This is a genomic window from Gelidibacter salicanalis, assembly GCF_016469035.1.
Classification (GTDB): domain Bacteria; phylum Bacteroidota; class Bacteroidia; order Flavobacteriales; family Flavobacteriaceae; genus Gelidibacter; species Gelidibacter salicanalis_A.
Genome location: NZ_JAEHJZ010000053.1, coordinates 1 through 16,559 on the forward strand (window position 1 = coordinate 1; position 16,559 = coordinate 16,559).

Genomic DNA, 16,559 nt, shown 5'->3' on the forward strand with positions numbered 1-16,559 from the left:
TACCGGAAAATCAAAAGAAACTGCGTGCATTTCATAAGCGAATGATAAAGCACAAAGAATATATTCTTACTTTTCTCTATCATTTCCATGTGCCTGCTGACAATAACGCATCGGAAAGAGCAATTAGGAATGTGAAAGTGAAACAAAAAGTATCCGGTCAGTTCAAAACTGAAAATGGTGCACAAGTCTATGCGGTCATAAGATCAGTAACTGACACCTGTATTAAAAACGGACAAAACATATTCGGCGCTTTTAAAACTATTGCTATATTGAAGCCTGAATAGTTACCATTTTTCTAAGTTTTATAGAGTAGCAAGGGCACAACTGGCTGAATGCTACACCTCCCAAATTATCCATGTTGATCCAAATGAACAACCTCGACTCAAGGGCACGAGGTATCAAGTAGAAGTTCCNNGGAATAAAACCCAAGGATCCCGCTAAAAAGCGGGATTAGTTCAACTAACAATTTTTAATTCATTGCTTCGCAACTTTTAAAAATTGAGTTTCACTAATTTAAAGTCTTTATTCTTGGCTCTAACAGCAAAGCAGTATTTATTCTCTTTCCGCATATTCATCGCCAACAGCTAAAAATATCTTCCATTTATACATATCTGTCCAAATAAATTCTTAAATTTGCAGCCTGTTAAACAGAACGAGGATTAATTCGTTATAAAACACTTCATTACAGATGCCTAACGTTGCTACAAAAGCCAAAATTTTTGCGTGTTCACAGAGTACAGAACTTGCAGAAAAAATAGCCGCCACCTTCGGTGAGCCGCTTGGTAAGGTGATTACATCAACCTATAGTGATGGTGAGTTTCAGCCGTCTTATGAAGAATCAATAAGAGGAACACGATTGTTTATCATTGGATCGACCCATCCTGGACCCAAAAATTTGATGGAAATGTTATTGATGATTGACGCCGCAAAGCGTGCTTCAGCAAGACACATTACCGCAGTGTTGCCTTACTTTGGTTGGGCAAGACAAGACAGAAAAGACAAACCTAGAGTTCCAATTGCGGCTAAATTAGTAGCGAAAATGTTGGAAGCTGCGGGCGCAACCCGTATTATCACTATGGATTTACATGCTGATCAAATTCAGGGCTTTTTTGAAAAACCTGTGGATCATTTGTTTGCCTCTACAGTGTTTTTACCGTATTTAAGAAGTTTAAACCTCGATAACTTAACTATTGCTTCGCCAGATATGGGTGGTTCTAAAAGAGCTTATGCCTATTCTAAAGCCTTAGAAAGTGATGTGGTTATTTGTTATAAACAACGTGAAAAGGCCAATGTCATTTCGCATATGGAATTGATAGGTGATGTTACGGGTAAAAACGTGGTATTGGTAGATGATATGGTGGATACCGCCGGAACGTTGACCAAAGCTGCCGACTTGATGATGGAACGTGGAGCTTTGAGTGTGAGAGCCATTTGTACGCATCCCATTTTATCTGGCAATGCTTATGAGCGTTTGGAAAATTCAAAATTAGAAGAATTGATCGTTACAGATTCTATTCCTTTAAAACAACAAAGCGACAAGATCAGAGTGATCAGTTGCGCTAATTTATTTGCGGAGGTAATGCATAACGTGCATTACAACAAATCAATTAGCTCCAAATTTTTAATGTAGTCACAATCAAATTAGGCTACATCTTATATAGAGTATTAATTATTAACTATAAATTTTCAAAATGAAAACGACTTGGAGCAAAACTTTTCGTTTTGTTTCAACAAAGTTTCCATAATACCATTAAATAACAATAAACAAACAATTATGAAATCAATTACAATCAACGGATCTCAAAGAGAAAGCGTGGGCAAAAAAGCAACAAAAGCCTTACGTAATGCTGGTCAGGTTCCTTGCGTATTATACGGAGGAGACAACCCAGTGCATTTCTCAGCACCTGAATTGGCTTTTTCAAAACTGGTTTATACGCCAAATGCGCATACAGTTGTGATTGCCATAGAAAACGGATCGTCTTTTAATGCAATCATGCAGGACATCCAATTACATCCCGTAACTGACAGAATCTTACACATCGATTTCTATCAGTTATTTGAGGATAAAGAAATTGCAATGGAAATTCCTGTACATATCATTGGGACTTCTAAAGGTGTATTAAATGGAGGTGTCTTACGTAGAAATCAGCGTAAACTTAGAGTAAAAGCATTACCATCAAACTTACCAGATTTTATTGAGGCTGATATTACACCTTTAAAAATTGGAAGTAAATTGTACATTACGCAATTGGAAAACCCTGATTACAAATTCTTACACCCAGATAACACTGTAGTTTGTCAAGTGAGACGTTCTAGAGCAAGTGTAGCTGAGTTTGAAGGCGAGGATGAAGAAGAACTTGAAGAAGGAGCAGAAGGAGCAGGAGCAGAAGCTACTGAAACTGCAGCTGAAGGTCAAGAATAAATCTTGTTTCACAACATATTTTACAGCATCCTGTTTATTCAGGATGCTTTTTTTAGTGAAACTCTGTTTTGAAAAGTTGCGAAGCAACGCATACAAAACAGATAGTTGAACTAATCCCGCTTTCGGGCGGGATCTCAACTTTAGTGCGTTTGATAAAATTATCGGAGCAACGCATTCAAAACAGATAGTTGAACTAATCCCGCTTTCGGGCGGGATCTCAACTTTGGCACGTTTCATAAAATTATCGAAGCAACGCATTCAAAAGAGATGTTTGAATTTATCCATTTTTTTGCGAGATATCAATTTTAACCTCTATCAAGCAAGCTTTTGGGATTCGCTCGGTTTTTAATGCCTCAAGATTTGACTTAAGCTGTTATATCTTTTATTTTTACCTAACCCCAAAAAGTTTGATTGGATAATTATAACTGTTCTGTGACTATGGTTATTTTTCAAATTAACACAACTGTTGTAAAATAGAATAGAGTTGACATGTTAAAGTTTTTAAGCTATCTTTTTAAATCATCACATCGGTCAACAGAGGTTGAAGACAACACTATGAAAAAACATCTTATTGTAGGCTTAGGCAATATAGGCAGTGATTACGAGAATACAAGACATAATATTGGGTTTAGGGTCTTGGATCATTTGGCTAAAAAGGAAGGCCTAAATTTTGTCACCCAAAAATTGGGAGATGTCACTGTATATAAGTTTAAAGGACGCCAGTTTATCCTGTTGAAACCGAATACTTATATGAATTTGAGCGGAAAGGCTATTGTGTATTGGATGACCAAAGAAAACATTTCTTTAGAAAATGTATTGGTCATTACAGATGATTTGAATTTGCCGTTTGGTACCATCCGTTTAAAGACCAAAGGCAGTGCTGGTGGCCATAATGGATTAAAAGATACTCAGGATAAACTACAGACTACAAATTACAACCGTTTCCGATTCGGAATTAGTGACGTGTTTAGCGAGGGCAGACAAGTGGATTATGTGTTGGGAGAATGGACCCCAGAAGAGGAAGCGAAATTGGTAGAGCGTTTGGATAAAGCTGTGGAGCTTATTAAATCTTTCGGAATGGCAGGTATTACCATCACGATGAATACCTTTAACGGACAGTAACTAACCGTGTCGCTTAATATTTTTCATAAAAAAGCATTCCCTGAGGATGCTTTTTCGTTTTTAGGATCTATTTATGTCTTGCAGAGTGGAACTGGTCAGCATAAAAGGTGGTGTTTTAATAGATCTGGTTCCTGACGATACACAAACATAAAGGACTGTTAACCTAGAAACAACGTTTTGGTAACTTTAAATTAACATTAAATCCGTAATTATCTGAATTTTAATTAATTAACTGTTTTACAGCGATAAGCAATCGTTAATATTAGGTTGACATTTAAACCCATTTAAAATCTCATATTTGTTGCTGTCTTTAGACGTACACAATTAGGACTTCATATACACTATTAGTTTTTGTCGACTATTGTATCCTGAATTGTGATGACTGCCTTTGGCCAAGGCAGTTTTTTTATGCGAAAATTTAATATTAAGGAAACATTACATACAGATTAGTTAGAGTTCTTTGCAGTGACAAAAACTAATATTGACTTATGAAGCTCTCTTCAGCACTTGTTGTGCTTTTTTTAGGCGTGGGTAATTTTCTTAATGCGCAACATATTGAAGGTCCTAGTTTGGGCAACGGTATCTTTAATGTTATCGGAAAGGACAGCACCTTTACGATGAAAATGGGGTTGCAATTGCAATTTCAAGGTGCGGCACAATGGGAAGAACAGGACGGTTCCTTTTCAGATGCCCAATCTCAATTTTTAATCAGAAGGGCCCGTTTAAAATTTGATGGGTTTGTCTATTCTCCAAAACTGACGTACAAAGTAGCCTTAGGTCTTTCTAACAGAGATGTGTCTGGTGCTTCCATTTATACCGGTAATGCACCGCGTTACATTCTGGATGCGGTGATGAAATGGAATTTTTACCGAAATTTCGAATTGTGGTTTGGCCAAACTAAACTTCCAGGAGATTTAGAAACGCTAACCTCTTCCACTAACCTTCAGTTTGTAGACCGGTCTCTGCTTAGTAAAACCTATACTATTGATAGAGATCTAGGCTTACAATTGCACCATCAAACCCAACTTTCTGAAAAAATACTTTTAAAAGAAGCATTTGCCGTCTCGCAAGGTGAGGGCCGCAATATAACTTATGGCAACCTTGGTGGTTTGCAATTTACATCGCGATTGGAATTGTATCCGTTTGGCGATTTTAATAAAGGAGGTGCCTTTGTTGGCGGTGATTTATTTAGAGAGCCCACTCCAAAATTAGCGGTTGCCCTGGCTTACGATTATAACAACAATGCCGTAAAAACACGTAGCAATCAAGGTGCATACATGATAACCGATGCAGGTTTGCACCAAACCGATATTTCAACAGTATATATTGATGCCGTATTTAAGTATCGAGGCTTTTCTTTGTTGGCAGCGTTCGCTGAACGAACTGCCGATGAACCGATTGCTAAAAATGCTGATGGCATAGACACGGGTTATGTTGTAGAAGTAGGAACCGGATTGAATGTTCAGTTGGGCTACGTGTTGGAAAACAATTGGGAGCTGTCAGGAAGATATAGCAACATTACTCCAGAAACCCCTATCACCGGCGACCCTTCAGAAAATCAATACACCCTTGGGGTTTCTAAATATATATTGGGTCATAAATTGAAAGTGCAGTCAGATTTCAGTTATTTAGATGTCACGGGTTCAGATGATCAACTTTTGTTTCGCTTGCAATTTGCAGTGCAATTTTAAAAACATAACATTAACGTAACATTGCCTTTAAAAACACGAAGGATATTTGCAAACTATTTTAAACTACATTATGGAGAATATTTATTTATACATGATCATTGCCTTGGCCATTTTAGCGGTGGCAGATTTGGTGGTCGGCGTTAGTAATGATGCAGTGAATTTCCTGAACTCGGCCATTGGTTCTAAAGCGGTTTCTTTTAGAACGCTGATGATTGTCGCCAGTCTCGGAATTGCCATCGGAGCCATATTCTCCAGTGGGATGATGGAAATTGCCCGTAAAGGCATCTTCAATCCTGAACAGTTTATGTTTAGCGAGATCATGATTATTTTCATGGCGGTAATGATTACGGATATTCTGCTGTTGGATTTCTTTAATTCTATTGGCTTGCCCACCTCTACAACAGTATCTATCGTCTTTGAATTGTTGGGAGCGTCTGTAGCGATGACCCTGATAAAAATTAGCCATAATGGCGGTGAACTTGCTGATGTGATGAACTATATCAACACCTCCAAAGTCTCCGAAATTATCTTTGGAATACTGCTCTCTGTAGTTATTGCGTTTTCCGTGGGTGCCTTTGTACAATGGATAGCCCGATTATTGCTCTCTTATGATTTTGAAAGAAAAGCGGATTGGGTAGGGGCCTTATTTGGTGGGTTTGCATTGACATCCATTACTTATTTTATTTTTCTTAAAGGTATTGGCGGCACCAATTTGGCCAACCAGAGTTATGCCATTACAGGTGGGGAAACCATCAAAGAATTTTTAGAACATCAAGCAGTTTATATAGTTGCAATAAGTTTTCTATTATGGACCGCATTGTCCTATGCAGTCATTGCATTCTTAAAGACCAACATTTACAAATTGGTTATTTTAGTGGGTACTTTCGCATTGGCATTGGCTTTTGCTGGGAATGATTTGGTCAACTTTATCGGCCCTTCAATGGGTGCATTTCAAGCCTACTCAGATTTTACAAATCCTGCTGTCAACACGCTTGGTCTATCGGCCACAGAATTTCCAATGGTGAGCTTGGGTGAAAAAGCTTCAACTCCTACCTTATTATTGCTAGGTGCAGGGTTGGTTATGGTACTAACGCTTTGGTTTTCTTCAAAAGCTAAAAACGTGGTTAAAACTTCACTCGATTTGGCAAGTCAAGGTGAAACCAAAGAACGTTTTCAACCCAACTTTTTGTCTAGAAATTTTGTAAGAATGGCGATGGGCATATCCTATGTTACATCATATATCTTACCAAAATCGTGGGAAGCTAAAATTGATAAACAATTTGAAGCACCTGTTATCAAACTCGCAAAGGATAAAGTGCACGAATTGCCTTCTTTTGACTTGGTAAGAGCTGCGGTCAATTTAATGGTTGCCGCCGTATTGATTGCTATTGCAACCTCTTACAAGTTGCCGCTATCAACCACTTACGTCACGTTTATGGTGGCTATGGGGTCTTCACTTGCGGATAGAGCTTGGGGAGCGGAAAGTGCGGTATATAGAGTAGCTGGTGTTATTAATGTAATAGGGGGTTGGTTCTTTACCGCAATCAGTGCATTTTTCGCCGCGGCTTTAGTTGCATATTTATTAAATTTGAATATTAAGGTGATGTTTCCAATTTTATTGTTGGTGGCCTTTGGTTTGCTTATCAAAAGCTCCATGGCACACAGTAAAAAATTGAAAGAGACCAAAGCTGAAGACCGCTTGAATAAAACTGAAAGTAGCTCTGTACAAGGCGTAATTCATGAAAGTGCCAATAATATTGCCAATGTCATTAAACGCGGTAATAAAATTTATACCAACGCTATTAATGGTCTCGCATTACAAGACTTGTCCTTATTGAAGAAAAATAAAAAGCAGGTTAAAAAACTATCTGATGAAGTTGATGAGCTGCGTGACAATATCTTCTATTTTATCAAGAATTTGGACGACTCGAGTGTTGGCGCGAGTAATTTCTACATCAATATTTTAGGGTATTTGCAGGACATGACCCAATCTTTGGAATACATTTCTAAAGTGAGTCATAAACACATCCACAATAATCACAAGAAATTAAAGTTCAGTCAGATTAAGGAGCTGAAGGAAGTGGATGAACGTTTTGAGCGCTTGTTTAACAATACCAGAAACGCCTTTGAATCGCATTCTTTTGAAGAGATTGGCATTATTTTGGGTAGGAAAAAAGAAATTATCAGTCTGGTTACTGATAAAATCCAAAAACAGGTAGAACGTACACGTACCGAAGAATCGAGTCCGAAAAACACCACCTTATACTTTAGTATTTTGTTGGAAACAAAAGATTTGCTAGTGGCGACAATGAATCTTATGGAAGAGTATTATCTGGCCCACGACAGTTCAGTAAAACCTATTCCTTTCCCAGACAAACACAAAAAATAAGACCGGATTCTATTATTTAATATCATTTTTAATATCATTATTGTCCGATAAAACAGGTGAAAATTTTGCAAACCCACTTAAAGCATGATCTGGTTCGAGAACTTAAAAATGACACCTTGTTTTTGAAACCAAATTTACTTAGAGTGATTAGGCAAATTTAATTTAGAATAACGACTGTTGATCAGTCAGTTACAATCAAGTCTTTGTTCTTTTCCCGGTAGCTATCGGGACTATAAGCGCAGCGATCTTAATTCTTTACCAGACACTGATGATTTAATATCTAACACCCTAAACAGATTTGATATCTTTTTAAGGTGTTTTTTATTACAGATGGTTACTGTTCTACGGTGATCAAAGTTGGACTTAACTGTATTCAATGAAAGGAGATAAATTCGCGTAAAACACCCTTAATTTGACCTGAGATCTGTTTAGGACGCTTGTGTTTCTAGTTATTTACATCTTGATGGATTTTTTCGTTGGGGTATAAAAAAAGGCTAAATTAACGTTGTCATTTAGCCTTTCAATGTTATAAATATTACGGTATTACTCCGCCAATTCCTTGTCCATCTCCTGATTGACCGATTTTACCCTAGTCCGCAACCACATCTTAAATTTGGTCACTAAAAAGAATAAAATAGGCACCACAATTAAGGTGAGGAATGTTGCAATAAGCAATCCGTAAATCACGGTCCAGGCTAATGGGCCCCAGAACACCACGTTATCCCCTCCCATATAAATGTTGGCATCAAAGTCTTTAAATAAGGTAAAGAAGTTAATGTTTAATCCAATGGCTAACGGGATCAACCCTAATATGGTCGTAATAGCGGTCAATAATACAGGACGCAAACGTGCTTTCCCAGCTTTGACGATGGTTTCAAAAAGGTCTTCTGTTTCTAGATAATCACTTTTTTCGAGATCCAGTTCATTCTTTTTGCGTTCTATGAGTAATTCGGCGTAATCCAACAGTACCACCCCGTTATTCACCACAATTCCCGCTAGAGAGATAATTCCAACCATGGTCATCATAATGACGAAGGCACTCCCAGTAATGACTATACCACCAAACACCCCGATAAAACTCAAAAAGATGGCCAGCATGATAATGGCTGGTTTTGAAATGGAGTTGAATTGGAAGATCAGGATAAAGAAAATCAAGCCGAGGCCTGTAAAAAAGGCACCCATCAAGAAGGTCATTTGTTTATTTTGTTCTTCAATCTGTCCTGTATAATCAATTTTAATGTTTTCTGGCAAACCTTCGTAGCTCTTCATCTCATTTTGAATCTGCGTTACTATGGCGCCTGCATCCGTATATCCAGGAGACAATGCAGAATAGACTGTTACCACACGGTTGGTGCCTTTGTGTTTGATGGCGCTAAACCCAGAGTTGTTCTCATATTTGATAAGCGTAGATAAAGGGATGTTATTAATCTGTCCTTTATTATCCCTAAACGTAATGTTCTGGTTGAACAAGGCGCTCGTACTGTAGCGGTTTTCTTCATTAAAACGCACGTAGATATCAAAATCATCGCCGCTTTCTTTATAAATGCCGGCTTTCGCCCCAAATATCGAATTACGCAATTGCTGTCCTACCATGGCGGCACTCACGCCCAGTTCTCCAGCTTTTTCACGATCTACCGTAACGCGCATGGTGGGTTTGTCTTTATTGACATCAATTTTAAGCTCGTCAATACCAGCAATGTTTTTGGTGTTTATAAATTCACGCATGTTTTCAGCGGTCGCAATCAGTTCGTTGTAATCGTCACCCTCAATTTCAATATTGATGGGTGATCCTGCAGGTGGGCCATTTGCGTCTTTTTCTACTGATATCAAGACGCCAGGATAGATGCCTACCAAGGCTTCCTGTACTTTTTGACGCAACAGTTCACTGTCAGCCTTCTGTCTAAACTTGTACTCCCGCATGGAGGCGGTAATTTTTGCTTTATGCGGCATCTCGGCAGCAGAGCCCATATCTGTTTGTGGATTCCCTGCACCTTCACCAACTTGTGAGACGGCACTTTCTACCAAAAAGTTATAGTCTCCGTCCATGTATTGCTTGTCGTTCAACACCGTATAAACACGCTTTTCTATTTGATGGGTAATGGCATTGGTTTTTTCAATGGCGGTCCCTTGTGGATACTCGATATATACAATAATCTGATTGGGCTTATTATCCGGAAAGAACTCGACTTTAGTGCGTTTTGCAGCCAAGGAGGCACCGAAGGCCACAAAGGCTAAAATCAGCAAACCAAAGGTTCCAACACTCAATATATACGGCATTTTACCAGAAAGCGCACTGCGCAATTGGCGCTCGTACCAGTTTTCTAATTTTACAAGCGTATTGTTTTGGAAACTGTTGGCCCATTTTCTTAAGAAAAAGCGGTAAACCCATAGCATAATGGCTGTAAAAATCATGATGGTTCCTAACGCACGGTATTCGCCAGCGGTAAAAAACACGATCAAGCCAATCACCACCATAATACTTGTGGTAATAATAATGCGTTTGATAGGCATGTTTTTGTCTTCAATACTCATAAATTGGGACACCAACACCGAGTTGAAAAATATGGCTACAAATAAAGATGATCCCAAAACAACGGATAAGGTAATTGGTAAGATCATCATAAATTCGCCCATAATTCCTGGCCATAAGCCTAAAGGAATAAACGCGGCAACTGTTGTGGCTGTAGAGATGATAATAGGGAAAGCAATTTCGCCAATCCCTTCTTTAGCAGCTTCAATACGGCTCATGCCTTCTTCGTCCATCAGACGGTACACGTTCTCTACCACCACAATACCATTGTCCACCAACATCCCCAGACCCATGATCAGTCCGAAAAGCACCATGGTATTTAAACTCTGGCCTAGCATATTCAAGATCATGAGAGACATAAACATGGACATCGGAATAGCGAACCCAACAAAAATTGCGTTTTTAAATCCTAGGAAGAACATCAAAACGGTGACGACCAAGATGACCCCAAAAATGATGTTGTTTACCAAGTCGTCAACCTGCCCAATGGTTACCGACGATTGGTCGTTGGCAATAGTAATTTTTAAGTCCGGCGGAAAGACCTCCTTTTTTGCTTTTTCTACAATAACTGTAATTTGCTCAACGGCAGCCACCATGTTTTTTCCTGCACGTTTCTTAACGTCCAACATGACGACAGGTTCTCCAAATTCGCGCGCAAAGGTTGTTTTATCTTCTTCATGAAACGTTACCGTAGCCACATCCTTCAAATAGATGGCATTGCCATCTTCGGCTTTTACGACAAAGTTTTCCAATTCTTTAGGCGAATTGATTTCGCCCAATATGCGGATTGTACGACGTTGTCCGCTGGCAATTAAATTTCCGGCAGACATGGTCACGTTGCCATTTTTGATGGCGCCGATGATGTCATTAAACGTCACTTCTGAGGCCATCATTTTATAGATGTCTACCGCTATTTCTACTTCCTTATCTTGAGCACCACGGATATCCGCCTTTTTGATTTCTTGAATGTCCTCAATTTCATCCTGAAGGTATTCCGCAAATTCTTTAAGTTTTTCGACGGTATAATCTCCAGAAATATTGATATTAAGAATGGGCATTTCTTCTGAAAGGCTCAACTCAAAAACATCCGGCTCCACTTTGGCTTCATTAAATGTAGGCCAATCTTCACTAGAGGTTTCACTCTCTATTTCATCCTTTACCTTTTGTTTGGCCTGCTCAACAGTAATGTTCTCGTCAAACTCTACCACCACCATAGAAAAATCTTCTTGAGATGTTGAGGTAATGTCTACCACATTACTGACCGTTTTTAACTTGTCCTCCAACGGATCAGTGATCAGCTTTTCAATATCTTCAGCAGTGTTCCCAGGAAAAACAGAACTGATATAAATTTTGGTTTCATTGACCTCCGGAAAACTCTCCCGTGGCATACTGAAAAACGCAGCAATTCCGAGATAGAAAATCACCGCAATAAGCACATACATTGTGGTCTTATTGTTGATGGCCCATGAAGACAAGCCAAATTTCTTTTCTACTTGTTTTTTCTTCTTAGTCATTCTGTCTGTTATCAATAGTTAATACTTCTACAGTCTGCCCGTCTTTTACACTTCTTGCGCCTTCCTGAATAAGTTCTGCATTGTTTTCTATGCCTTCCAACACTTCAATTTGATCGCCCTGTGTTCTGCCTGTTTTAATCACCACTCGTGTTGCTGTACCTTGATTTTTATCGTTTTTATCTTTAACCACGTAAACATATTGCTCGCCTTCGGCATTTTCAGAAATAATACTCTGAGGAATCAACACTGCATTTTCATTGGTGTAATCATTGATTTTTAAACGGGCCGTCAAGTTTGGTTTGATTATCTTGTCCTTGTTCGGGATGGCAACTTCTGCCTTAAATGTTCGGTTTGAAGGATTGATGACGCTGCTGGTCTGACGTACTTTAGAGGTAATTGTTTTTCCGAGTACGGGAAAATTGACTTCAACAGCTTTGCCTTTTGTAACCGCATTGACATAACGTTCTGGAACTTCAGCTTCAATATACATATCGTCCAAATTTACAATCTGCATCAATTGGGTTTGTCCTGCAGCAACAACACTTCCTTGTTCTGTGATGATATTATCAATAGTTCCTGAAAAAGGTGCTTTAATGACCGTTTTTGCGATTTGTTGCTTAATCTGATTTACTGCTTCTGACTGACCTTCATAAGTTGATTTTGCTTGAAGAAATTGAATTTCACTTCCAATTTTTTGATCCCATAAGCGTTTTTGGCGCTCAAAAGTAGTTTTAGCCAAATCAGATTGAATTTGCTGTTGCGCCAATTGTTGGCTTAAGCCACCATCGTCAATTTTACCTAGGGTTTGACCTTTGCTCACACGCTGGCCTTCTTTAACATATACATTAGTCAGAATACCATTGTATTCTGGCTTAAGGATCATCAAGTTTTTAGTAGTCACATTGCCTTGCAGTTCCAATACGTGATTGAATGCTTCGGGTTGTGCTTTAAAGGTGGTAATTAGCGGTACATTTTTAGTCGTGTCTAATTCTGAAATTTTTTCATCAAGAACCTTAATTTTGTCGTGGAGCACTTGTTGCTCATCAACCAATTCAGCTCTCTTTTTTCTGATGGTTTCCAAGTTGTTGCTTTCCAAAGCGTTTTCAACTGTGTTTTTTTTGTCGTCTCCACAAGAGGTGAAGAGCAGCATTATGGTTAAGATGGTGAGTATGTTTTTCATTGTTTTAAGTTTGGTATTTATGTTTGATAGTTTTAGAAGTTTAGAAGTTTAAGAAGTTTATGAGTTTAGTAAGAGAAGGGGTTTATAAAAGTTTAGGAGTTTATAAGTTTAAGTGCTTAGTGGGGTTGTAAGGTTTTAAATGTGAATTATTACGCGTGTGATTAATTGTTATACTTTTAATTGTGATTTATACAGTGAATCTAACATTGCCGTTATTTCTGAAAGATTGGTTCTTATTTGATATAAGCTTTCATCTGATAGAAATTTCAAGTCGTTTGACAAAATGGCCTGATTTAACAATTCAAGTGCTGAACCATATGCAATCTCGGTAAATCGTGCTTTATCCTTATTAGAATGTCTACCTGTTCCTTCCGCTATGTTTGATGAAATTGAAACTGAGCATCTTCGCATTTGGCTAATTAATCCAAAACGTTCGTCTTCCGGAAATTGATGGGTCAGGTTATAAATAACCTTAGACAACTCGCGTGACTTCTGCCAAACTATTAACTTTTCAAAAGAAAAAACTCTCATATCTTAATTAATTTGAATCTACCTATTCTAACATTCAAAATTCCTTCGGAGTTGCTGAACCCCTAAACCCCTCAACCCCTAAACCCCTCAACTCCTCAACTCCTCAACTTCTCAACTTCTCAACTTCTTCTATTCCGTAAAGACATTCAAAGCCGTTTCCAGTTCCGCCTTGGCATTAATAACGTCTAACATAGCTTGTAAAAACTCTTGTTGGGCGGCGTATAGTTGAGTTTGCGCCTGACGTAAATCAAAACTTGAAGAAATACCTTCAAAAAACTTGGTTTGATTTTTTTCTTCAATACGCTCGGCAAGTCTTAGATTTTGTTTTTTATTGTCGTACTCTTCTATAGCAAATTGATAATCGCTTTTAGCAGATGCAATTTCAAATTTTATGTTTTGCTCTTTATCAACAAGATCAACTTCTGCTTTTTCCAAGTTTATTTTAGCGCGTTGGGTTGCTGCCCTTCGCATGCCTGAACTGAAAATGGGTACATTTAAACTCACACCAAATAAAGAGGAACCAAACCATGTTTGATCTTTATTGGTAAATGTAAAGTCGTCACTAAACGCAGAATACCCGCCATTGATAAAAGCATTTAGTGTTGGTAAGGCTTTGCTTTTTTCCAATTTTAATAAGAGTTCTTTTGAAACCTTATCGTTTTCTGCAATTTGGTAGTCAACAGTGTTTTCAACATTGGCTTCTGTTTCTAATAAGCCCAAAGAGATGTTTTCTTGCGTAAGACGTTCTAAATCATCGGTCAATACAGTAGAACGATTGATCTCCAAACCAAGTGTTATGTTGAGCATTTGATGCGCCAAGGTTTTCATTCGTGTCACATTTTTCAAATTGCTTTTAACCCCAGCGAGTGTTATTTGTAGCTGCTCTACACTCTCTTCTTCTTCCAGACCATTTTCAAAAATCTTAGTGGTTTCATCAAGGTTCTTTTGAAGAACCTCAAGGTTGCGTTGTAGAATTTGAACACTTTCTTCGGCCAATAAAACATTGCCATAAGCATTGATCACTCCTTTACGAACTTCTAAATCAGTTTTTACTTTAGCGTTTTTTGAAATGTCTAAAAACACTTTGGCCGATTGTAGCGCGACCAAATATGACCCATCAAAGATTTGTTGACTTAAGGTGGCGGTAGCTGTCATGTTTTGTTTGGTGCTAAAAACCACCTCCGTAAAATCTCCGGGATTACCACCAAAAAATTCCGCAGGAAGCACCTGTACCTGCTGCTTTATAAAATTTTGATAATCTACTGCGGCGCTTATTTGGGGCAATCCGCTGGCTGTGGTTTCCCATTTTTGTGCTTTGGCCGCTTCAATATCCCATTGGGCGTTTATGGAATTACGGTTGTTTTGCAACGCATAATCAATGGCTTCCTGTAAAGTAAAGCTTGTAGGTGCCTCCTGTGAAAATCCCAAAATGGGAAGGAGGAGGATTATAAGGATATAAATTTTACTTGTCATTTGGTTGTAATTGGTTGTTGATGAATTTTTTTAAAACAGATAACCCAGTGTTGGTTGCAATGGCTCTTAAATGATATTCGAGATAACTTTCCATTAAATATTCAATTGAAAATTGATCGTGCGGAAAAATATGTTCGTCTCTTATACCTGACATCCCGTTAAAATACATGCGCGAAATAAAATCGACATCAATATTGCTTCTAAACAATCCTGTGTCAACACCTTTTTGAATGCTTTCCTGCACGGAGCCTTGCATTTTTTCAAATTGTTTTACTTGCAGACGTTGATAGATTTGCGGATAATATTTTTTCAATTGGAATTGTGGCGATGTTTTTTCATTTTTTAAAAAGGCCATCGCGTACATTTTGATCTCGTACAATTCTTCAATAGGATTGACAGAGGATTCAGAAATGCAGTCAATACCGTTACAAACATCCTCTAAGACTGTAAATGTTGCTGCCTCAATGAGTTTTGTTTTGTTCTCAAAATGTACATAGATGGTTTTTTTGGAAATGCCCAATTCATTGGCAATATCATCCATAGTCACGCTTTTGAAACCTAGGGTCAAAAACAATTCTGTAGCTCTATTTATAATTTTTTCTTTCATAATTGCGTACAAATGTACAATAGGAAACTTTAAAAACCAAAATAGTTTCCAAAGTTTAATAGAAATTTAATATTGATTTTAAGGCTTGTTTTACTGAGGGTATTTGCCTTATTTTTGCCATATGCAAAATATTTCGTTTTACCACACTGCCTTTGTGGCCTATTTAGAAGATAAAATCCAAGTAAAGGAGCCCGCCTCCTTGTACGACCCCATCCATTATTTTCTAGATTTGGGAGGTAAGCGTTTACGTCCGTTATTGACGCTCATGACCGCTGACGCTTTTAATGGTGATTATAAAAATGCGCTGAATGCGGCATTGAGTATTGAGATTTTTCATAACTTCTCTCTAATTCACGACGACATTATGGATGATGCACCACTGCGTCGTGGTCAGCCTACTGTCCATGAAAAATGGGATGTGAATACCGGTATTCTATCAGGAGATGCCATGCTTATTATAGCCTATCAATTGTTTGAATATTATGATGCCAACACGTTTCAGGAATTGGCAAAATTGTTCAGCAAAACTGCCTTAGAGGTTTGTGAAGGCCAACAATATGACATGGATTTTGAAACCAGAGACGATGTTTCAGTGGCAGAATATCTTAAAATGATCGAGTTCAAAACGGCTGTATTGGTTGGTGCAGCCATGAAAATGGGGGCTATTGTTGCAGGAGCCTCCAAACAGGATCAAGACCATGTATATGAGTTTGGACGATTATTGGGTGTGGCGTTTCAACTTCAGGATGATTATTTGGATGCGTTTGGAGATCCAGAAACCTTTGGTAAGCAAGTGGGTGGCGATATTATTGAAAACAAGAAAACCTATTTGTTTTTAAAGGCTGTGGAGTTTTCAAATGCCGAAGACCAACTAGAATTGAAACATCTGTTTGCCATCAATCCTTCAGACAGCACAGACAAAATAGAAACTGCAAAGCAGCTGTTTCAGTCGAGCGGTGCAGCTGATGCTACGCGAAAAGAAATAGAAAAGTATACCCAGATGGCGTTTTCAGTTTTAGACGAGCTTTCTATAGCTGAAGATAAAAAGAACGTCTTAAAGGAATTTGGCAATGATTTAATGAATAGGAGAGTTTAATAGC

General features: G+C 38.3%; 12 protein-coding genes. 7 read left to right on the forward strand and 5 right to left on the reverse strand.

Annotated features, from left to right (window positions below; translation table 11 throughout):
- From JEM65_RS19130 to JEM65_RS19155, 6 genes are all read left to right on the forward strand, one after another.
- A partial coding sequence (locus JEM65_RS19130) for an IS66 family transposase (RefSeq protein ID WP_199603059.1) occupies positions 1-284 on the forward strand: 284 nt, incomplete at its 5' end.
- 404 nt (positions 285-688) lie between these two features.
- Positions 689-1,630 carry a ribose-phosphate pyrophosphokinase gene (locus JEM65_RS19135; RefSeq protein WP_199603061.1) on the forward strand — a complete coding sequence of 314 codons (942 nt, stop codon included), beginning with the start codon at positions 689-691 and terminating at the stop codon, positions 1,628-1,630.
- Between the two features lie 144 nt (positions 1,631-1,774).
- Positions 1,775-2,422 (forward strand): 50S ribosomal protein L25/general stress protein Ctc, encoded by a 648-nt coding sequence (locus JEM65_RS19140; RefSeq protein WP_199603063.1) that lies wholly within the window; start codon positions 1,775-1,777, stop codon positions 2,420-2,422.
- 555 nt (positions 2,423-2,977) lie between these two features.
- Positions 2,978-3,544, forward strand: coding sequence for an aminoacyl-tRNA hydrolase (gene pth, locus JEM65_RS19145; RefSeq protein WP_439953516.1), 567 nt, complete (start codon positions 2,978-2,980; stop codon positions 3,542-3,544).
- A gap of 488 nt (positions 3,545-4,032) precedes the next feature.
- A complete protein-coding gene (locus tag JEM65_RS19150; protein WP_199603067.1) occupies positions 4,033-5,235 on the forward strand; it encodes a porin in 1,203 nt (400 codons plus the stop codon).
- A gap of 70 nt (positions 5,236-5,305) precedes the next feature.
- The gene (locus tag JEM65_RS19155; RefSeq protein ID WP_199603069.1) at positions 5,306-7,624 is read left to right on the forward strand and encodes an inorganic phosphate transporter; all 2,319 of its coding nucleotides are present in this window, start codon (positions 5,306-5,308) and stop codon (positions 7,622-7,624) included.
- Between the two features lie 543 nt (positions 7,625-8,167).
- Here the strand turns inward: JEM65_RS19155 and JEM65_RS19160 are convergent.
- The 5 genes from JEM65_RS19160 to JEM65_RS19180 all read right to left on the reverse strand — a co-directional run bounded on the left by JEM65_RS19160 (position 8,168) and on the right by JEM65_RS19180 (position 15,459).
- Positions 8,168-11,668 carry an efflux RND transporter permease subunit gene (locus JEM65_RS19160; protein ID WP_199603070.1) on the reverse strand — a complete coding sequence of 1,167 codons (3,501 nt, stop codon included), beginning with the start codon at positions 11,666-11,668 and terminating at the stop codon, positions 8,168-8,170.
- Positions 11,661-12,848, reverse strand: coding sequence for an efflux RND transporter periplasmic adaptor subunit (locus tag JEM65_RS19165; RefSeq protein WP_199603072.1), 1,188 nt, complete (start codon positions 12,846-12,848; stop codon positions 11,661-11,663). Before JEM65_RS19165 ends, JEM65_RS19160 begins: the two co-directional genes overlap by 8 nt.
- Before the next feature lie 168 nt (positions 12,849-13,016).
- On the reverse strand, positions 13,017-13,379 hold the full coding sequence (locus tag JEM65_RS19170; protein WP_199603074.1) for a four helix bundle protein: 363 nt from the start codon (positions 13,377-13,379) through the stop codon (positions 13,017-13,019).
- A 129-nt stretch (positions 13,380-13,508) separates the two neighbouring features.
- Entirely contained in the window at positions 13,509-14,852 is a 1,344-nt protein-coding gene (locus JEM65_RS19175) for a TolC family protein (RefSeq protein ID WP_199603076.1), read from the reverse strand.
- Positions 14,842-15,459, reverse strand: a complete 618-nt coding sequence (locus tag JEM65_RS19180) for a TetR/AcrR family transcriptional regulator (protein WP_199603078.1) — start codon at positions 15,457-15,459, stop codon at positions 14,842-14,844. The genes JEM65_RS19175 and JEM65_RS19180 overlap by 11 nt, the downstream gene beginning before the upstream one ends.
- A 121-nt stretch (positions 15,460-15,580) precedes the next feature.
- Between JEM65_RS19180 and JEM65_RS19185 the strand changes: the two genes are divergently transcribed.
- Positions 15,581-16,555 carry a polyprenyl synthetase family protein gene (locus JEM65_RS19185; RefSeq protein ID WP_199603080.1) on the forward strand — a complete coding sequence of 325 codons (975 nt, stop codon included), beginning with the start codon at positions 15,581-15,583 and terminating at the stop codon, positions 16,553-16,555.
- The last annotated feature ends 4 nt before the right edge of the window (positions 16,556-16,559 follow it).